This is a genomic window from Sinosporangium siamense, assembly GCF_016863435.1.
GTDB classification, from domain to species: Bacteria; Actinomycetota; Actinomycetes; order Streptosporangiales; family Streptosporangiaceae; genus Sinosporangium; species Sinosporangium siamense.
The window spans coordinates 67,927-85,762 of record NZ_BOOW01000004.1; the positions used below are offsets into that span (position 1 = coordinate 67,927).

At 69.8% G+C, this 17,836-nt stretch carries 18 protein-coding genes; 11 read left to right on the plus strand and 7 right to left on the minus strand.

Features of this window, described 5'->3' with window-relative positions:
• Positions 1–105: 105 nt before the first annotated feature.
• From Ssi02_RS01515 to Ssi02_RS01525, 3 genes are all read left to right on the plus strand, one after another.
• A complete protein-coding gene (locus Ssi02_RS01515) occupies positions 106–687 on the plus strand; it encodes a copper resistance CopC family protein (RefSeq protein WP_204020236.1) in 582 nt (193 codons plus the stop codon).
• Entirely contained in the window at positions 684–2,672 is a 1,989-nt protein-coding gene (locus Ssi02_RS01520; RefSeq protein ID WP_239128503.1) for a bifunctional copper resistance protein CopD/cytochrome c oxidase assembly protein, read from the plus strand. The genes Ssi02_RS01515 and Ssi02_RS01520 overlap by 4 nt, the downstream gene beginning before the upstream one ends.
• Positions 2,673–2,955: 283 nt before the next feature.
• Positions 2,956–3,348 carry a sensor histidine kinase gene (locus Ssi02_RS01525; RefSeq protein ID WP_204020238.1) on the plus strand — a complete coding sequence of 131 codons (393 nt, stop codon included), beginning with the start codon at positions 2,956–2,958 and terminating at the stop codon, positions 3,346–3,348.
• A 31-nt stretch (positions 3,349–3,379) separates the two neighbouring features.
• Here Ssi02_RS01525 and map read toward each other — a convergent pair whose 3' ends face one another.
• Positions 3,380–4,228 (minus strand): type I methionyl aminopeptidase, encoded by an 849-nt coding sequence (map, locus tag Ssi02_RS01530; protein ID WP_204020240.1) that lies wholly within the window; start codon positions 4,226–4,228, stop codon positions 3,380–3,382.
• Between the two features lie 44 nt (positions 4,229–4,272).
• Between map and Ssi02_RS01535 the strand changes: the two genes are divergently transcribed.
• Positions 4,273–4,452, plus strand: a complete 180-nt coding sequence (locus tag Ssi02_RS01535; protein WP_204020242.1) for a hypothetical protein — start codon at positions 4,273–4,275, stop codon at positions 4,450–4,452.
• A gap of 202 nt (positions 4,453–4,654) precedes the next feature.
• Positions 4,655–5,206, plus strand: coding sequence for a DUF2087 domain-containing protein (locus Ssi02_RS01540; RefSeq protein WP_204020244.1), 552 nt, complete (start codon positions 4,655–4,657; stop codon positions 5,204–5,206).
• A 78-nt stretch (positions 5,207–5,284) separates the two neighbouring features.
• Here the strand turns inward: Ssi02_RS01540 and Ssi02_RS01545 are convergent, their stop codons facing one another.
• The 3 genes from Ssi02_RS01545 to Ssi02_RS01555 all read right to left on the minus strand — a co-directional run bounded on the left by Ssi02_RS01545 (position 5,285) and on the right by Ssi02_RS01555 (position 6,928).
• On the minus strand, positions 5,285–5,683 hold the full coding sequence (locus Ssi02_RS01545; RefSeq protein WP_204020246.1) for a hypothetical protein: 399 nt from the start codon (positions 5,681–5,683) through the stop codon (positions 5,285–5,287).
• A 307-nt stretch (positions 5,684–5,990) separates the two neighbouring features.
• Positions 5,991–6,653 (minus strand): cyclase family protein, encoded by a 663-nt coding sequence (locus Ssi02_RS01550; protein WP_275410567.1) that lies wholly within the window; start codon positions 6,651–6,653, stop codon positions 5,991–5,993.
• Positions 6,650–6,928, minus strand: coding sequence for a CBU_0592 family membrane protein (locus Ssi02_RS01555; RefSeq protein ID WP_204020250.1), 279 nt, complete (start codon positions 6,926–6,928; stop codon positions 6,650–6,652). Before Ssi02_RS01555 ends, Ssi02_RS01550 begins: the two co-directional genes overlap by 4 nt.
• Before the next feature lie 111 nt (positions 6,929–7,039).
• Between Ssi02_RS01555 and Ssi02_RS01560 the strand changes: the two genes are divergently transcribed.
• On the plus strand, positions 7,040–7,972 hold the full coding sequence (locus Ssi02_RS01560) for a LysR family transcriptional regulator (RefSeq protein WP_204020252.1): 933 nt from the start codon (positions 7,040–7,042) through the stop codon (positions 7,970–7,972).
• 159 nt (positions 7,973–8,131) lie between these two features.
• Here Ssi02_RS01560 and Ssi02_RS01565 read toward each other — a convergent pair whose 3' ends face one another.
• Positions 8,132–8,710, minus strand: a complete 579-nt coding sequence (locus Ssi02_RS01565; protein ID WP_204020254.1) for a hypothetical protein — start codon at positions 8,708–8,710, stop codon at positions 8,132–8,134.
• A gap of 103 nt (positions 8,711–8,813) precedes the next feature.
• Here Ssi02_RS01565 and npdG point away from each other — a divergent pair, with 103 nt between their 5' ends.
• From npdG to Ssi02_RS01580, 3 genes are all read left to right on the plus strand, one after another.
• Positions 8,814–9,482, plus strand: a complete 669-nt coding sequence (gene npdG / locus Ssi02_RS01570) for an NADPH-dependent F420 reductase (protein WP_204020256.1) — start codon at positions 8,814–8,816, stop codon at positions 9,480–9,482.
• A gap of 106 nt (positions 9,483–9,588) precedes the next feature.
• Positions 9,589–10,773 (plus strand): trans-sulfuration enzyme family protein, encoded by a 1,185-nt coding sequence (locus tag Ssi02_RS01575; RefSeq protein WP_204020258.1) that lies wholly within the window; start codon positions 9,589–9,591, stop codon positions 10,771–10,773.
• 294 nt (positions 10,774–11,067) lie between these two features.
• Positions 11,068–12,351 (plus strand): serine hydrolase domain-containing protein, encoded by a 1,284-nt coding sequence (locus Ssi02_RS01580; RefSeq protein ID WP_239128504.1) that lies wholly within the window; start codon positions 11,068–11,070, stop codon positions 12,349–12,351.
• 60 nt (positions 12,352–12,411) lie between these two features.
• On the opposite strand, the gene panB is transcribed toward Ssi02_RS01580, so the two are convergent.
• The gene (gene panB / locus Ssi02_RS01585) at positions 12,412–13,269 is read right to left on the minus strand and encodes a 3-methyl-2-oxobutanoate hydroxymethyltransferase (RefSeq protein ID WP_204020260.1); all 858 of its coding nucleotides are present in this window, start codon (positions 13,267–13,269) and stop codon (positions 12,412–12,414) included.
• A 402-nt stretch (positions 13,270–13,671) separates the two neighbouring features.
• Here panB and Ssi02_RS01590 point away from each other — a divergent pair, with 402 nt between their 5' ends.
• Both Ssi02_RS01590 and Ssi02_RS01595 read left to right on the plus strand, forming a co-directional pair.
• The gene (locus Ssi02_RS01590; RefSeq protein WP_239128505.1) at positions 13,672–15,279 is read left to right on the plus strand and encodes a DHA2 family efflux MFS transporter permease subunit; all 1,608 of its coding nucleotides are present in this window, start codon (positions 13,672–13,674) and stop codon (positions 15,277–15,279) included.
• 41 nt (positions 15,280–15,320) lie between these two features.
• Complete coding sequence (locus tag Ssi02_RS01595) at positions 15,321–15,923, plus strand: TetR/AcrR family transcriptional regulator (RefSeq protein WP_239128506.1); 603 nt, start codon at positions 15,321–15,323, stop codon at positions 15,921–15,923.
• A gap of 19 nt (positions 15,924–15,942) precedes the next feature.
• Here the strand turns inward: Ssi02_RS01595 and Ssi02_RS01600 are convergent, their stop codons facing one another.
• Entirely contained in the window at positions 15,943–17,724 is a 1,782-nt protein-coding gene (locus tag Ssi02_RS01600; protein ID WP_204020262.1) for an NAD+ synthase, read from the minus strand.
• Between the last annotated feature and the right edge of the window lie 112 nt (positions 17,725–17,836).

Here is a 17,836-nt window from a genome sequence, read left to right on the forward strand (position 1 = left end):
GCGCGGGGGAGGACGTGATCCCCCGCGCCGGTGTGGAATCGAACCTAAAGGATGTCAGCGGCGACGTCAGGACCGCACGTGGGCGTCGGTAGCCTGGGTGGTGCCATGAAGACTTCCCCGCGCGCGGTGCTCGCCGCGCTCATCTCCGCGCTGTTCCTGGTCACGCTCCTCGCCCAGCCGGCGGCGGCGCACGACCGGCTCAAGAGCAGCGATCCGGCCAAAGACGCCGTCGTGTCCGGGGTCGACAAGGTCACGCTGGAGTTCACGGCCACGACGTCGCACCAGGTCGTCGTGGTGCGCGGCGCCGACGGCACCACCCATCAGCAGGGCAGGCCGGAGGCCGACGGCACGGAGGTGACCCAGGCACTCAAGGGCACTCTGCCGCCGGGTGACTACACGATCGCCTTCCGCGTCGTGTCCTCCGACGGCCACCCGATCGACGGGGAGATCCCCTTCAAGGTCAAGGGCGAGCCCACCCCCGCTGCCTCGGAGACCCCGGCGGCGGTGACCACCCAGTCCGCCCGGTCCGCCGAGCCCCCGGCCGCGGCGCCGGCGTCCTCGCAGGCCGTGGACACCGCCTCCAGCTCCACCGGGACCACCTTCCCCGTGTGGCTGGTGATCGTCATCGGCGGACTCGTCGGCATCGGCATCGGCCTGCTCTTCAGCATGCGGAACAAGAAGCGGTGACCAAGACCGCGCGTTTCGCGCTGGCCGGGGCGGTGGCGGCCTTCCTGGCCCTGGCGATCGCCATGATCGCCGGAGGGGCGGCCTTCCCGCGCATCATCCCCGGGCTGCCCGACGAGGGCACGCTCACCCGCTGGGGCCTGCCGGTGTCCAAACTGGCGATGGACGTCGCGGGGCTCGTCACCGTCGGCACCCTGCTCGCCGCCGCCGCGTTCCTGCCGGTCGACAAGGGGCTGCTCGGCAAACCCGCCCTCCGCTATGTGCACGCGTCGTCGTGGGCGGCGCTCGCCTGGGCCGGTGCCGCGGCCTCCACCCTGATCTTCTCGCTGTCGTCCACGCTCGCCATCCCGGTCCTCGACGTGTTCGCGGGCAACGAGCTGACGAGCTACGCCAGCCAGGTCTCCCAGGGGGTCGGCCTCACGCTGGTCGTGCTGTTCGCCGTCGCCATCGCGCTGTTCTCACGCGGCGCGATCACCGCGGGGTCGGCGGGCGGGCTGCTGCTGCTCGCCCTGGCCACCCTGCTCCCGCCCGCGCTCACCGGCCACGCCAGCTCGTCGCCCAATCACGACCTCGCCACGACCGGCGTCGCCGTACACGTGATCTCGATGGCGCTGTGGGTGGGCGGCCTCGTCGTCGTCGCCGTCCACGCGATGCGCAAGCAGCCGCACCTCGACATCGCCGCGGCGCGTTTCTCCCGCATGGCGCTGTGGTGTTTCATCGCGCTCGGCCTTTCCGGGCTGTTCGCGGCGCTCGCCCGGTTGACGTCCCTCGGTGATCTGTTCACGTCGTCCTATGGATGGCTGCTGATCGCCAAGACCGTGCTTTTCGTGGTTCTCGGCGTCATCGGCTGGTGGCACAGGGGCCGCACCGTGCCGCAGATCGCCCAGGGGCGCCCGGGGGCGTTCCTCCGCCTCGCCGTCGGCGAGGTCCTGATCATGCTGACCGCGGTGGGCCTCGCGGTGGGTCTCGCCCGCACCGAGCCGCCGCCGTTCCTGCCCCCCGACCGCACCACCGAGCTGCTCGGCTTCTCCATGCCGCCGCCGATGACCTTGGGCAACATGGTCTCCCTGTGGTGGCTCGACCTGTTCTTCGCGATCATCGCCGCCCTGCTCGCCGGGCTGTACGCCGCGGGCCTGCTCAGACTGCGCCGCCGCGGCGACGCCTGGCCCCTCGGCCGCACCCTCGCGTGGTTCACCGGCGTGGTCATCCTGGTGATCGCCACCCAGAGCGGGGTGGCGCGTTACGCCCAGGTCCTGTTCAGCGTGCACATGATCGAGCACATGACGCTGTCGATGATCGTGCCGATCTTCCTGGTGCTCGGCGGCCCCGTGACCCTCGCCCTGCGCGCACTCAAACCCGCCGCGCGGCGCGGCGACCGAGGGCCCCGCGAGTGGCTCACGACCATCCTGCACAGCAGGGTCGTCAAGTTCTTCGGCCATCCCCTGGTCGCAACGTCGATCTTCATCGCCTCGACCTACGCTTTGTACTTCACGCCGCTGTTCGCCGCCGCCATGGAGGAGCACCTCGGGCACATCGCCATGACGCTCCACTTCCTGGCAAGCGGCTGCCTGTTCTTCTGGGTGGTCATCGGCGTCGACCCCGCGCCCCATAAGTTGCCCTATATCGGGCGGCTGCTCGTGCTCTTCGTCACCATGCCGTTCCACGCGTTCTTCGGCATCGCCCTCATGTCCATGGGCAAGGTGATCGCCCCTGAGTGGTATGACCAGCTCGGCCGCACCTGGGGTAACAGCGCCGTCGTCGACCAGCAGAACGGCGGGGCCATCGCCTGGGGCTTCGGTGAGATCCCGACGCTCATCGTGCTGATCGCCCTCGCCATCCAGTGGTGGCAGGACGACGAGCGCAAGGCGCGCCGCGCCGACCGCCGCGCCGACGCCGTGGCTGCCCGCACCGGGGGCACCGGCGACGCCGAACTCGACGCCTACAACGACTATCTGACCCGGCTCAACAAGCAGCAGGCCAAGGACTGATCCCTTTCCTCTGATCGGGCGGCGCGGCGGCGAATCCCTCGCCGCGCCGCTCCGTAACGTTCCAGGTGGTGACTCTCGGGATACGGCCCTGTTTGTCCACGCCACCTGCTCATTCGTCTCGGTAGCCTGGAACGAGGGGGTGCCGAGGGTCGTCCTCCCCGCACGCCGCATAGACGTCTAACTACCGAAATCCATACGTTTCGGGGCAGCCCAGGCGGCGCGTAGTGGAGCCGACGCTCGGACGGGCCGCACGGAAGGCCGGGATGTGTTCGAGGAAATTCGCATGCGTTGGGAGGTGAGCCTCGCCGAGGCTCTGACCGAGCGTCTCACCGAGTGGTCCGGCCGCACCGGGATCACCGTCGAGACCTGGGCGCTCCCCAAGCCGCGAGTGCCCGCCCCGATCACCGCCGCGGTGCTGGCGGTCGTCGAGGAGGCCCTTGCCAACGTCGAGCGCCACAGCCACGCTCTGACCGTCTCCATCGCGGTGACCTACGGTGAGCAGGGGCTACGCCTCACCGTCAGCGACGACGGCATCGGCTTCGACGCCGCGGAGCCAGGACCGGGCGTGATCGGCATGCGCCGCCGCTTCACCGACCTCGGCGGCGCCCTCGCCGTCAACAGCGTGTCGGGCGAGGGCACCACGATCAGCGGCGTCATCCCCCCATCGGCCAGGTGAACCCCGCCGATCGAGGGTGCCCTGAAACGGCCTACGGCAGGGTCAGGATCTCGCTGCCGGAGTCGGTGACCAGGATCGTGTGCTCGAACTGCGCAGTGCGCTTGCGATCCTTGGTCACGGCGGTCCACTTGTCGGGCCAGATGTCGTAGTCGATCGTGCCGAGCGTCAACATCGGCTCGATCGTGAAGGTCATCCCCGGCACCAGCTCCACCGCGAGCGACGGGTCGTCATAGTGGGGCACCATCAGCCCGGAGTGGAACGTCGTGCCGATCCCGTGCCCGGTGAAGTCGCGCACCACCCCGTAGTTGAAGCGCTTGGCATATGCCTCGATCACCCGGCCCACCACGTTGAGCTGACGCCCCGGAATCACCGCCTTGATCGCCCGGTTGAGCGACTCCCGGGTGCGGTCGACCAGGAGCCGGGACTCCTCGTCGACGTTCCCCACGAAGTAGGTCGCGTCGGTGTCGCCATGCACGCCGCCGATATAGGCGGTGATGTCGACGTTGACGATGTCACCGTCGCGGAGCACCGTGTCGTCGGGGATGCCGTGGCAGATGACCTCGTTGATCGAGGTGCACAGCGACTTCGGATAACCCCGATAGCCGAGGGTGCTCGGATATGCGCCGTGGTCGATCAGGAACTCGTGCCCGATCCGGTCGAGCTCGTCGGTCGTGATCCCCGGCGCGACGTGCCGGCCGACCTCCTCCAGCGCCTGTGCGGCGATCCGGCCGGCCACGCGCATGCGCTCGATGATCTCGGGGCTCTTCACGTCGGACTCGCCGGTGCGCGGCGTCTTCTTCCCGACGTACTCCGGCCGCTCGATGTGGGCGGGAACCTTGCGCATGGGCGAGATCCGCCCGGGCTGGAGCAGTGTCGTCATGCAGCCAAGTCTAGTTGTGCGGCCGACTGGGCAAGATTGCCGATATGGCCAATCAGTGGTGGTTTTGCCTCAAACACATGCGTGTGGAGCCCGACGAGGGCTGCCCCAACAAGGACCGTATGGGTCCCTACGAATCCCAGGACGAAGCCCGCGGAGCACTCCAGCGCTCCGCCCAGCGCAACGAGGAGTGGGAACAAGCCGACAGAGACTGGGACGACGACTGACCCCGGACAACCGCCCCCCAGGCGACTCGCCCCCTGCGAGAAGCCTGGACGCCGGCGGTGACCGACGTGCCGCGAGTGATCTTGGGCGCGACGTCACACGCCCTCGGAGTGACGTCGCGCCCACGCGGCGATGTCGCGCGCCCGCGATGTACGGCGAAGCCGGGGCGGCACGGTCGTGATCTCCACCGATAGACTCGGCCCGGTGAGCACTACCCCGCCCAAGGCGAAGGGCCCGGAGGACCACCCGCCCTCCTGTGCCGACCTCGTCGGTCTTCTGGCCCAGCCCGACCGCCGCTCCGCCTTCGCCGCCGTCGTTCTCGGGGCGACCACACGGGGCCAGGTCGTCGAGCTGACCGGGTTGCGCCCTCCCGCCGCCGCCAACGCCCTGCGCAAACTCGCCGAAGGCCGGGTGATCGCCACCGGCCCGGAGGCGGGCACCTACAGTCTGGTCGAGGACACTTTCCGGCGTGCGATCATCGCCGAGGTGGGGGTGGCCGGCCGGGCGGGCGGCGACGGCTCCGGAGCCTACTTCCGCCGCGGCAGGCTGCGCGCCATCCCCGGGGACGCGGCGGTGCGCTCACGGGTGCTCCGGGTCGTCGCCGACACCTTCCAGCCCGGAGAGACCTATTCCGAGCCTCAGGTCAACGCCCTGTGCGGCGAGTGGTTCGACGATTGGGCCGGTCTGCGCCGCGTGCTGGTGGACGAGGGGCTGCTGCGCAGGGACGCCACCGGCACACGTTACGAACGCCCTTAAAGCAGGCTCCGGCCGTACGGGAGCTAAAGCACCCGGCGGTGGCGGGAGACTGTGGCCTCCCGCCACCGTGACCGGAGGTCAGCAGCCCTTCGCGAAGCGGAGGACCTTGCCGAACTGCCACTTCTTCTTGCCCTGGGTCTTGGGGTTGACGGTCATGCACTTGCGGATCGGCGCCATGTACGACTGGAACGTGATGGTCACGCTCACCTTGTGCGAGCAGTGGTTGTTGAAGTAGATCGTCGTGGAGGTGTTGCCGTTGCCCCACGAGTAGTTCGCCCTCTTGCCGCGCGGGGAGGAGCAGGCCACGCTGGCCCGGTTGACCGCCGCCGTGGCGGACGTGGCGGTCGAAGCGGCGGACGCGGAGGCGGTGGTGGCGCCGCCGGCGGAGGTCTGGGTCGCCGAGGCCGCCGGAGGGGCGAGGAGGGCGAGCGCGACGCCCGCGGTGGCGGCCATGGGAGCGAGCTTGTTGAAACGCATGTCTCTCTCTTTCGTCGCATGAAGGCCATGGCGGAGTAACCCAGGGCACGTGAAGCACCCCGCGTCTCTGCCGGCAAACGGATCCCCGTCGGCCGCACGATTACAGCGGCCGGACATTCATGCCTCGCTCATCCCCGTCGCGAATGGTGTTTCGCGCTCTGCCGCCGGAGTGGCGGCGCCGCGAGGCATGCCACGACTATGCCGACGCCCGTCGAGACAGCACAAGCGTTGTCCCCCCGGACAATGGACAGACATTGTCCAAAGGTCGCCTGGACAATCCATCCGCCCAGGTGGAGGGGATGTGCCCTCAGCCGTCGATCACCGCGTAGGCCCGCACGGGGAAGGTCCCGAGGCCGCCGATGAGGGGCGGGGCGGCGTGGAAGCGGAATCCGCTCGGCGGCAGGGCGGCGAGCCCGGTGAGGTGCTCGACGAGCGGGATGCGGGCGGCGAGCAGAGTGCTGTGGGCGGGACGCTCGCCCTGAGGCGGGGTCGCGTCGATGTTGAGAGAGTCGATGCCGACCAGCGCGGCCCCCTCGGCGGCGAGCCAGGCGGCGGCGTCGCCGCTCAGGTAGGGGTGGCCGTGGAAATACTGCTCGGTGCCGAAGTACCGGTCCCATCCGGTGTGGAGGAGTACGGCACGGCCCCGCACATCCAGCCCCCGGAGGTGATCGAGGCCGATGACGGGGGTGCCGGTGCAGGGCACCACCAGCCCCGGCAGATCGGCGAGGCAGTCGAGCGGCAACCCGGAAAGGTCGGCCCCGTCGGGGTAGCGGTGGAAGGGGCTGTCCAGATAGGTCCCCGTGTTGGCGGCGAGGGTGATCGTGCCGATGTGGAACTCGGTGCCGGGGGCGTAGTGCTTTTTGGACTCCTCCCGGCTCAGATGAACCCCGAGCACGGGTCCCGGAATGCCGGGATAGGTGGTCATGCCCTCCTCGATGCGGTGGCTCAGCTCCACCAGTCTCCGGGTCACACGCGCTCCAATGTCGTGTCGTGGATGTTCTTGCCGCGGGCGGCCACAAGCTTGCCGACGGTGACGGCCCCGATGCCCATCCATACGAGGTTGAGGGTGGCGGACGGCCACGCCGACAGATAAGCCGTGTTGATCATCAAGGCTACGGCGCCGATCAGGTTCATGGTCTGGTAGGTGAGGCCGTCGCCACGCAGTTTCGACGCGGACACCAGGCCGTAGGCGATCAGCATGAGTCCGGCGCCCACCCAGCCGATGATGTCGATGAGCAAATCCACCGGTCACACGTCCGGTGTCGTGGGGAGTGACAATCGCATGCACTCATGATTAAGAATGAAGTGACTTGAGCACAATTAAGCTTCTCTGAACCGCTACGTAAGCTGAGCTACATGGATATTGACCCGCGGCGTCTGCGCGTGTTGTACGAGGTCGCCCGCAGAGGCGGGGTCATGCGTGCCGCCGAGGCCATGCACCTCACGCCGTCGGCGGTGTCCCAGCAACTCGCCCAGCTCGAACGCGAGGTGGGGCTGGCCCTGATCGACCGGTCCCAGCGGCGTGTGTCGCTCACTCCCGCGGGACGTGTGCTGGCGGGCTATGCCGAGCGGGTGGAATCGGAGCTGGCGGAGGCCAAACGCGAGCTCACCGGCTTCACCGACCGCCTGGCGGGCCCGGTGACGATCGCGGCGTTCCCCACGGTGATCCGCTACCTCCTGGTGCCCGCTTTGCGCATCCTGACCGAGCGCCATCCCAAGATCGTGCCTTCCATCAGGGAGTTGTACGGCACGCCCGCGCTGCGTGAACTGCGCCTCGGCGGGGTCGACCTGATGATCACCGAGCAGGACATGAGCCGCCCGGTCGTGCGCCAGAAGACCATGACCCACCACCCCCTCTACCTCGACGAATATCGCATTGTGGCGCCTCCCGACTGGCCCGACGCCCCGAGCGAGGTGGCGGCCCTGGCCGGCGCGCCGTGGGTGGCGGGCCTGCCCGACCAGGCCTGCGGCCAGGCCCTCGAACGGCTCGCCGCACTGCACGGCTTCACCCCGCGCAAGGTGCACGTCATCGAGGAGTTCCCCGCCGTGCTCGACCTCGTGTCCGCCGGCCACGGCGTCGCCATCGTGCCCGCCCTGGCCCTGCTCAACGTGCCGCCGGGCGAGGTCACCGTCACCGCCGTTACGGGCGTCGGCGCCAGGCGCCTCGGCGCGTTGACCCGCGTCAGCCGCACACGCTCCGGCGAACCCGACCCCGTGCAGGCCGTCGTCATCGACGCCCTCCGCGCGGCCGCCGACCTCATCGCCGACCAGGTGCGGGAACGCCTGTGAGGTACGGCGAAGCCGACCGGCCCCGCCGACCGACGTGAGGTACGGCGAAGCCGCGCGGTGCCGGGAGCCGGCATCTTCACCGCCGGTCGGCGTGTGAGGTACGGCGAAGCCGTCGGCCCGCCTGTGAGGTACGGCGAAGCCGCGTGGACCCCGAGCGGCTCAGTCGGCGATGCGTGGCCCGCTGACCAGGTCGAGGAGGCGGGCCAGACGCCCGCGCAACCCGGCGCGGCCGGGGGGCTCGCCCGCCGCTGCGCTCACGAGGTGTTGAGCGCCGTCGAAGGAGAGCGGGCCGTCGGAGCGCAGCACCAGCGAGTCGTGCGCGAGGCCGGCGAGCTCGGGGTCGCCGCCGTCGAGCGCGAGGATGGTGGTGCCGGTGCGCCGCGCGTCGTCGAGCCGCTCGAGCAGCGGATCGGGTGCCTTGTCCTCGGCCACCACGAACAGCGTCTCGCCTCTGCGCGCCTCCTCGATGCGGGAAAGGCCGACCCGCAGGTGCGCAGGCGCGTCCTCGGGCGGGGCCCAGCGCACAAGTGTCGGGGTGAGCTGGGGGAGGCCGGAGAGCCGGGCCTCGTCGGACAGGTGAGCGGTGAGGTGCCAGGGCTCGTCGCAGGGGGTGCCGACGACGAGAAGGCCACCGGGGGAGCGGGTGGCCCGCAGCGCGAGCCCGAGCTCGCGGGTGCGCTCCACCAGACCAGTCGATTCGAGAACTTCACGCAGGAAATCCACCGACGCCGCGTCCATGCGCACTATCGTGCCTCAGCACCCCCGGTACTGTCCCGTGAAATGCAGCCTGGCATGATCTGGACACAGTGAGCCTCGAGGAATCTAGCAGGAGTGGTGTGCGATGACGCAGCCTGACCTTCCAGACGTAAGCGGTCTGTCCATCGGGATCCTCGGCGGCACCGGCGACCAGGGCAAGGGCCTGGCCAGGCGGTTCGCCTTGGCCGGACACGACGTGCTGATCGGCTCACGCAACGCCGAGCGGGCCCGCGAGGCCGCGGCTTCCCTTGAACTCACCGTGCGGGGCGACGCGAACGCGCAAGTCGCCACCGAGGCCGACGTAGTGATCGTCGCGGTGCCGTGGGACGGCCACAAGGCCACCCTGGAGTCGCTCGCGAGCGAGCTCGCCGGAAAGATCGTGATCGACTGCGTGAACCCCCTCGGGTTCGACAAGCAGGGTGCCTACGCGCTGCCCGTCGAGGAGGGGAGCGCGGCCCAGCAGGCCGCCGCCGTACTCCCGGAAAGCAGGGTCGTCGGCGCCTTCCACCACGTGTCGGCGGTGCTGCTGCTCGACCCGACGGTGGGGGAGATGGAGCTCGACGTGCTCGTGCTCGGCGACGACCGTGAGGCCACCGACATCGTGCGGGCCCTCGCCGAGCGCATCCCCGGCATGCGGGGGGTATACGGCGGACGCCTGCGCAACGCCCACCAGGTGGAGGCGTTCACGGCGAACCTGATCTCCATCAACCGCCGCTACAAGGCGCACGCGGGTCTGCGCATCACGGACGTCTAACCGCCCCTACCGGCAGGGCCATGAGGGAATGGCCCTGCCGGTGAGGCACTCTGTGGCCGGCCCTGCCATTAGGAGAACGGACCCGTCGTCCCGCAAAATCACTTACATGTCCGATTTGCGTCCTGAGACCCGTTCGGTTCACCACCCCCGGCCCGTCCTCGACCAGAGCCACCCGGTCGTGACGCCCCTCTACCAGACCGCCAGCTTCGTCTTCGCCGACCCCGACGAGTTCGCGGTGGGCATGACCGAGCCCGACGGCGCCTACGTCTACAGCAGGCTGGGCAACCCCACGGTCCGCGCGCTTGAGGACGCCGTCGCCCGCCTCGAAGGCGGCGTGGCGGGCCACGCCACCGCCTCCGGCATGGGCGCCGTCAGCACCGTCCTGCTCGGGCTCCTCGGCGCCGGCGACCACATGATCGCCCAGTCGACCCTTTACGGCGGCACCGCCACGCTCCTGGCCGACCTCACCAAGAGGTTCGGCGTCTCGGTGACCTATGTGCCGGAGAACGATCCCGATGCCGTGCGCGCCGCCGTCACCCCCGCGACCCGGCTCCTCTACCTGGAGACCATCGCCAACCCCATGACCCAGGTGGCCGACCTGCCCGCCATGAGCGCCGCGGCGCGCGAACACGGTCTGCTCACAGTCGTCGACAACACTTTCGCCTCGCCCGTCCTGTGCCGCCCGCTGGAGCACGGCGCCGACATCTCCCTGCACTCCACCTCGAAGTACCTCGGCGGCCACACCGACGTCATCGGCGGCATCGCCGTCTTCGCCGACGGCGACGTCTACCGGCGTGTCTGGGCCTTCGGTCAGGAACTCGGCGCGACCCCCGACCCGTTCGCCGCCTGGCTGGTGCTGCGCGGCATGCGCACCCTCGCGCTGCGCGTGGAGCGCTCGTGCGCCAACGCGGCCGTCCTCGCCGAACGCCTCGCCGCCCATCCCGCCGTCGCCGCCGTGCACTGGCCCGGCCTGCCGGGGCACCCGTCACGCGAGATCGCGGACCGGGTGCTCTCGGGCTTCGGTGGTGTGCTCGGCTTCGACCTGGCCGGCGGGTCCGCCGCCGCCTCGGCCTTCCTCTCGAAGGTGCGGCTGGCGCTCGTCGCGGCCTCCCTCGGCGGTGTGGAGACCCTGCTCTCCATGCCGACCGCCGCCTCGCACCGCGGCATGTCGGACGAGGAGCTCACTCGCGCCGGCATCGCCCCGGGCACCGTACGCGTCGCGACCGGGATCGAACATGTCGAAGACCTGTGGGCGGACTTCGCCCAGGCCCTCGACGCCCTCGACTACTGAAGCCGGGATCCGAGCTCCCCGCCCCGGGCGACAAGGCATCCGACGTCGGGATCCGAGGCCTCCGGCCCTGGGTGGCAAGGCCCCTGACCTGGCGGATCAAAGGTCCCTGACCCCGGACACCAGGGTCCGTCGTGCCGCCGCCAACGGCGCCGGCGGCATGGGTGGCGAGCGGCCTCAAAGGAGCACTGTCGTGTTCCCGCCAAAGACCTTGGGCAAACCCCCAACCTCCGGTCACGTAGCGGAATCCGTAAGATACGGATCTTTAACTGAAGTTCCGTACCTACGGGGGTACTCGTGGTAAATCGTACGAACGGCGTTACACGCCGCCGCCTACTGCAGATGGGGGCAGGGGCCGTCCCCGCGCTGGCAGTGGGAGCCCTCCCGGCGACGGCGACGGCGGCATCGCTGCCGACCCTCAACTCCGTCCCACCGGAGCTGAAGGTGATCGACACCGCGATGCGGAAGTACATCGCCGAACGCGGCATCAAGAGCGCCCAGATCGCGGTCGCCCGCCGCGGCAAGATCCTGATGGCGGTCGGCTACGGCAGGTATGCCGTCGTCAACCCGGACACCGGCGCGGCGCTGGGGCAGATGCCGGTGCGGCCGACGACGTTGTTCCGGATCGCGAGCCTCAGCAAACACATCACCTCGGCCGCCGTCATGCGGCTCGTGCAGGACGGCAAACTCAAGCTGAGCGACCCGGTCACCACCCTGCTGGGCCTGTCGGCGACCGCCGACCCGAGGCTGAAGCAGGTGACGGTGCTGCGCCTGATGCAGAACCTCGGCGGGTGGGACAGGGAGGTGTCCAAGGACCCGCTGTGGCTCGACCACACCATCGCCTCGACGCTGAAGGTGCCGCTGCCGATCGGCCACGACGCCATCATCCGCTATGTCACGGCCCGGCCGCTGGACTTCGCCCCTGGCTCCAAGATGGTTTACAGCAACTACGGCTACATGCTGCTGGGACGCATCATCGCGCGTGTCTCCGGCATGAGCTACGAGGCATATGTCCAGCGGAAGCTGCTCGCCCCGGTGGGCATCACGCGCATGCGCCTCGGCCGCAGCCTCCAGACGGAGATCTCGTCCCGTGAGGTCGACTACCAGTCGGGCTACACCACCAAGACCGTGGTCGACGCCTCCGGCAAGGTCGTGCCGTTCCCCTATGGCGGATTCAACATGCCCAACCAGGACGCCAACGGCGGATGGGTGGGCAGTGCGGTGGACCTCGTGAAGTTCGGCATGGTCTTCGACGGCCCGGGGCCCGTGCTCAACGCCACGTCCATCGGCCGGCTCCTCGCCAAGCCCGAGACCGGGGTCACCGCCAGCGGCTCGTGGTACGGCGGCGGCTGGTGGGTGCGGTCGAACGGCACGGGCCTGAACACGTGGCACAACGGCTCGATGCCCGGCACCTACACGTTCGTCGCCCGGGTGCAGAACGGCGTGAGCTACTGCGCCCTCTTCAACCGGCGTGCCGAGGAGGGCACACCGGAGTTCGAGTCGATCGACCCGGTCCTCGGCCGTGCCGTCGGCGCGGTCACCAGGTGGCCGACGACCGACCTCACCCCGAGGTTCTTCTGACGGTCTCCGAACGGGCGGGTGGCCCTGTGAGCACCACGGGGCCACCCGCCCCTCAGCGGGTCACTGGTAGACGTGCTCAGGGGCAGGGAAGGCGCCCGAGGCGACCTCCGCGGCGAAGTTCTGCACGGCGTCGGTCATCTGCGACGCGAGGTTCGAGTATTGCTTGACGAACTTCGCGGGCCGGGGAGTGAGCCCCATGAGGTCCTGCCACACCAGCACCTGGGCGTCGCACGACGGGCCGGCGCCGATGCCGATGGTGGGGATCGTCAGCGAGGTGGTGATGCGCTCGGCGAGATCGGCGGGCACACACTCCAGCACGACGGCGAAGGCGCCGGCGTGTTCGAGGGCCTTGGCGTCGGCCATGAGCTCGTCGCCCGCCTGGCCGCGCCCCTGCACTCTGTAGCCGCCGAAGGCGTTGACCGACTGCGGCGTGAGGCCCAGGTGGGCCATGACGGGGATGCCTGCCGAGACGAGGGCCTCGACCTGGCGGAGCACACGGTGCCCGCCCTCCAGCTTGACGGCGTGGACGCCGGCTTCCTTCATGAAGCGGGTCGCCGACGTGAGGGCCTGCTCGGCCGAGGACTGGTAGGAGCCGAAGGGGAGGTCGGCGACGACCATGGCGCGACGGGAGCCGCGGACGACGGCGGCGGACAGGGGGATGAGATCGTCGACGGAGACGGGAAGCGTGGAGTCGTAGCCGTACACCACCATGGCGGCGGAGTCCCCGACGAGCATCACGGGGATGCCGGCCTCGTCGAACACCCTGGCTGTCATGGCGTCGTAGGCGGTGACCATGGGCCATTTCTCGCCGCGCACCTTGGCAGCAGACACGTCGCGTACGGTGACCCTTCGCCCGCCTTGTCCTCCGTACAGGGTTTCCGGTGGAGTTGCGACAGCGGGGGTAAAAGCAGAGGTCATTGCAGATTCCTCCAAGCCTCGAGGCGCCCCTGTGGCGTCCCCGGACGCTTTCGATGATTGCACGCCGCAAAAGGGGTGAACACCCCACAGTGCCACCGTCATTCCAGAGTGCTCTCCGGCGGGTGCCTCGGCGGGATCTTCCGGAAGGTTGTTCTGCGGCAGGAGAGCGCCCGAACCGCGGGGCCGGTCACGCCACTATAACGAAACGGTACTGTTGCGTATCGTAAAGTCCGGCGATACGCTCCCTTAGCGCCACGCTTCATGACACGTCCGGCGTTCTCTCCCATCCCGTCCCCCGCACGCTGGGTGCGCGGCCGTCCGGGTTCCGGCGGCGGACACGCCCCGGCGGGCGACCTCCCCCCGAAGTCCCGGGTCCGCATTCGCGAAGGAGATCAGGTTCCCTTGGCATCAGACAAAGCCGCAGAGTCGCCGGTGCCGGCGGAGCAGGAGGCCGGCCACCCACGGCGCTGGGCCATCCTGGCCGTGATGGTGTTCAGCCTCCTGGCCGTCGTCCTCGACAACACGATCCTCAACGTCGCGCTGAGAACGATCGCCGACCCGGTCCACGGCCTCGGCGCCACCCAGGGCGAGCTCGAGTGGGCGATCAACTCCTACTCGCTGGTCTTCGCCGGCCTGCTGTTCACCTTCGGCGTGCTCGGCGACAGGAACGGCCGTAAGCGCATCATGATGCTCGGGATGGTGATCTTCGGCCTGTCCTCCCTGGCCAGCGCCTATGCCCAGGACCCGGGACAGTTGATCGTCGCGCGGGCCTTCATGGGCATCGGCGGGGCCGCCATCATGCCCGCGACGCTGGCGATCATCTCCAACGTCTTCCCGCCCCGCGAGCGCGGCCAGGCGATCGGCATCTGGGCGGGCGGCGTCGGCCTCGCCGTGGCGATCGGCCCGGTCGCCGGCGGCCTGCTGCTGGAACACTTCTGGTGGGGGTCGGTCTTCCTCGTCAACGTGCCGGTGGTGGCGATCAGCGTGGTGCTCATCGCGCTGATGGTGCCGGAGTCGCGCGACCCCAACCCGGCGAGGCTCGACCCGGCGGGCGTGCTGCTGTCCATCGTCGGCATGATCGCTCTGGTCTACGGCATCATCCACGGCGGCGAGCGCGGCACCGTGCTGGAGGCCGGGGTGTGGGGGCCGACCCTGATCGGCCTGCTGGTGCTGATCATCTTCGTGGTGTACGAGAGCCGCAGCGACCACCCCGCCTTCGACGTGCGCTACTTCCGCCTGCCGATGTTCTCGACCGCAGTCACCACCTTGGCCCTGGCCTTCTTCGGCATGATGGGGGTGATGTTCCTCCTGGCGTTCTACTTTCAGGTCGTCAGGGGATACGGCCCGCTGGAGGCCGGTCTGATGATGCTGCCGTTCGCGGTGGCGCAACTGATCTTCGGCCCGCTCTCGGCCGGCATGGTGCAGCGTTTCGGCCCCCGCGTCCTCGCCACGGTCAGCCTGATCGTCGTCACCGGCACGCTCCTGGCACTGGCCTTCCTGCAGGCCGACACCCCCGTGTGGCTGGTCCTGCTGATCTCGTTCGTGCAAGGGGCGGCGATGGCCAACATCATGCCGCCGGCGACCACCGCGATCCTGCAGGCGCTGCCCAGGCACAAGGCGGGCGTGGGGTCGGCCATGAGCAACACGATCCGCCAGGTGGGCGGGGCGCTCGGCGTCGCGATCCTCGGCTCGGTGCTCGCCGCGGTCTACCGCGACGAGATAGCGCCGGCGCTCGCGGGCTTCCCCGCCGCCGTGCGGGAGACGGCGGGCGAGTCGATCACCGCGACCTACGTGCTCGCCGAGCGGGCGGGTCCCCAGGCCGGCGCCCTCATGGAGGCGGCCAACAGCGCCTTCATGGACGGCCTGCGCCTGGCGCTGATCGTCGCCTCCGCCGTGTCACTGGCGGCGACCGTCATCGTGGGGCGGTGGTTGCCGGGGAAAGCGGCGGCGGAGGCTCTCACGCCGCAGGCACAGCCGGAGGCGACCGGCGGCGAACCGGCTAGAGTGTGATCCTTTGGTGCAGCGCCTGGACAACCGTTGAGGAGGCCGTTGTGAGCAGCGCGGCCCGCCCGGCGGGCAGACCTCGCAGCATGAAGGCCGAGCGGGCCATCATCGAGGCCACGCTGGACATGATGGGTGAGGGGCTGAGCGTCTCCGACCTGTCCATCGAGGCCGTCGCCGCCCGGGCAGGCGTCGGCAAGACGACGATCTACCGCCGCTGGGCGGGCAAGGAGGATCTGATCGTCGACGCCCTCGCCTCCCTCAAGGCCCCCATGCCGCCCCTCGCGGGCGTGTCGGTGCGCGACGACCTCATCACCTACCTCACCGCGACCATGCGCGAGTCCACGGAGGGCCGCACCCGCTGCATCGTGACCATGGCGATGGGCGAGGCGCCGCGTTATCCCGAGATGGCGGCGAGGTTCCGGCAGATCGCCATCGAGCCGCGCCGGGCCGCGGTGCGCGCGTTGCTCCAGCGCGGCATCGAGTCCGGCGAGCTGCGCCCCGACGCCGACGTCGAGCTCGCGATGAGCATGCTCAGCGGCACGATGATGTGGATGACCCGCTGGCCGGTCACAGACGGGGAGCCGGTGGACGAGGAGCTGCCGGCCCGCATCGTCGACATGGTGCTGACCGGTCTGGCCCCCCGCTCCTAGCGGGGGGCCGGGCGGCCCGTCAGCTCTCGCGCCACCGGTTGGTGATGGGCAGCCGCCGGTCCCGCCCGAAGTTCTTGGGCGTGATCTTCGGCCCCGGCGGATATTGCCGCCGCTTGTACTCCGCGACGTCCACCAGCCGGATCACCCGCATCACAAGATCCGGATCGTGCCCCGCCGCGATGAGCTCCCCCTTGCCCATGTCCCGCTCCACATAGTCGTCGAGCAGGCGGTCGAGCACCTCATAGGGCGGCAGCGAGTCGGTGTCGCGCTGGTCGGGCCGCAGCTCCGCGCTGGGCTCCTTCACGATGGAGTTCTCCGGCACCGGAGGTACGGCGAAGCCGTGCAAGAACTCCGACTCCACCCCGGCCTGGGCGTTGCGCCACTTCGACAGCTCCCACACCATCGTCTTCGGCACATCCTTGATCGGGGCGTAACCCCCCGCGGAATCGCCGTACAACGTGGAGTAGCCCGTCGCGACCTCGCTCTTGTTGCCCGTGGTCAGCACCAGATGGCCGTGCTCGTTGGACAGGCTCATCAAGATCATGCCACGCACCCGCGCCTGGAGGTTCTCCGCCGCCAGTCCCGACAGCGCGATCTCCTTCTCGAACGCCGCGACCATCCCCTCGATGGGCACGACCCGCGCGTTCAGCCCCTGCCGCTCCACCAGATCCTTGGCGTCGCCCACCGAGTGCTCCGAGGAGTACGCCGAAGGCATCATGACCCCGTAAACCCGCTCAGGCCCGATCGCGTCGGCCGCGATCGTGGCCGTGAGCGCCGAGTCGATGCCGCCCGACAGGCCGAGGATCACCGAGCTGAAGCCGTTCTTGCCCACATAGTCGCGCACTCCCAGCACCAGCGCGGTGTAGACCTCCGCCGGGTGGGACAACCGGGGCGCCACCGTGCCGGGCTCGGCGGCGTAGGCCGCCACCGGCTCGGTGGACAACGTCACACGCTCCACGGTGATCGTGGTGCCGTCGCCCGCGTCGACCGGCTCGGTCCCGGTGCCGGGCACAGGGCCGGCGAGCGGCAGCGAAAGGTCGGCGATCAGCAGTTCCTCGCTGAACTGCGCCGCCCGCGCGATCAGCTCGCCGTCCGCGCCGACCACGATCGAATCCCCGTCGAACACGAGCTCGTCCTGCCCGCCGACCTGGTTGACGTAGGCCAGGGCGCAGCCCGCCTCCCGGGCCCTGCGCGACACGAGCGCCAGCCGTACGTCGTCCTTCTCCCGCTCGTAGGGGGAGGCGTTGGGCACCACCAGCAGCCCCGCCCCCGCCTGCCGCGCGACCGCGACCGGGCCGCCGTCCTGCCAGAGGTCCTCGCAGACGGCCACGGCCACGTCGACGCCGTGCAGCCGGAAGACCGGCAGCCGATCACCCCGCACGAAATAGCGGTATTCATCGAACACGCCGTAGTTGGGCAGGTGGTGCTTGGCGGTGCGCACCACGACCCTGCCGCCGTGCAGGACGGCGGCGGCGTCGAGCGGCGCACCCTTCGGCTGGCCGACACGCGGCGCGAGCCCGGCCCGGTCGACATAGCCGACCACGACGGGAAGATCCCCGAGCCCTTCCGCGGCCAGCCGCGCCGCGGCCTCGTCCAGCGCCGCGATCGACGCATCCACGAACGACGTGCGTAGCACGAGGTCCTCCACCGGATATCCGGTGAGGAACATCTCGGTGAAGGCCACCAGATGGGCGCCGCGATCGGCGGCACGGCGGGTCCAGTCGAGAAGTTTGTCGGCGTTGGCCGTCAGGTCGCCGACGGCGGGATTGGTCTGGGCCAGGGCGATGCGCAATTGTGCCACGGCATTCACATTAGCCCGGCATGTTCAGTGCCGACCGCCCGGGTGATCGCATGGACCACCGGGAGGCGGGCGATCATCGAGCCCGCCGTGCCCGGGAAAGATCGCTCGAATC

Coding starts and splice junctions, on each gene's coding strand:
- Ssi02_RS01515 (WP_204020236.1), top strand. CDS start 106: ATGAAGACTTCCCCGCGCGCGGTGCTCGCCGCGCTCATCTCCGCGCTG.
- Ssi02_RS01525 (WP_204020238.1), top strand. CDS start 2,956: ATGCGTTGGGAGGTGAGCCTCGCCGAGGCTCTGACCGAGCGTCTCACC.
- map (WP_204020240.1), bottom strand. CDS start 4,228: ATGACGACACTGCTCCAGCCCGGGCGGATCTCGCCCATGCGCAAGGTT.
- Ssi02_RS01535 (WP_204020242.1), top strand. CDS start 4,273: ATGGCCAATCAGTGGTGGTTTTGCCTCAAACACATGCGTGTGGAGCCC.
- Ssi02_RS01545 (WP_204020246.1), bottom strand. CDS start 5,683: ATGCGTTTCAACAAGCTCGCTCCCATGGCCGCCACCGCGGGCGTCGCG.
- Ssi02_RS01560 (WP_204020252.1), top strand. CDS start 7,040: ATGGATATTGACCCGCGGCGTCTGCGCGTGTTGTACGAGGTCGCCCGC.
- Ssi02_RS01565 (WP_204020254.1), bottom strand. CDS start 8,710: ATGGACGCGGCGTCGGTGGATTTCCTGCGTGAAGTTCTCGAATCGACT.
- npdG (WP_204020256.1), top strand. CDS start 8,814: ATGACGCAGCCTGACCTTCCAGACGTAAGCGGTCTGTCCATCGGGATC.
- Ssi02_RS01575 (WP_204020258.1), top strand. CDS start 9,589: ATGTCCGATTTGCGTCCTGAGACCCGTTCGGTTCACCACCCCCGGCCC.
- panB (WP_204020260.1), bottom strand. CDS start 13,269: ATGACCTCTGCTTTTACCCCCGCTGTCGCAACTCCACCGGAAACCCTG.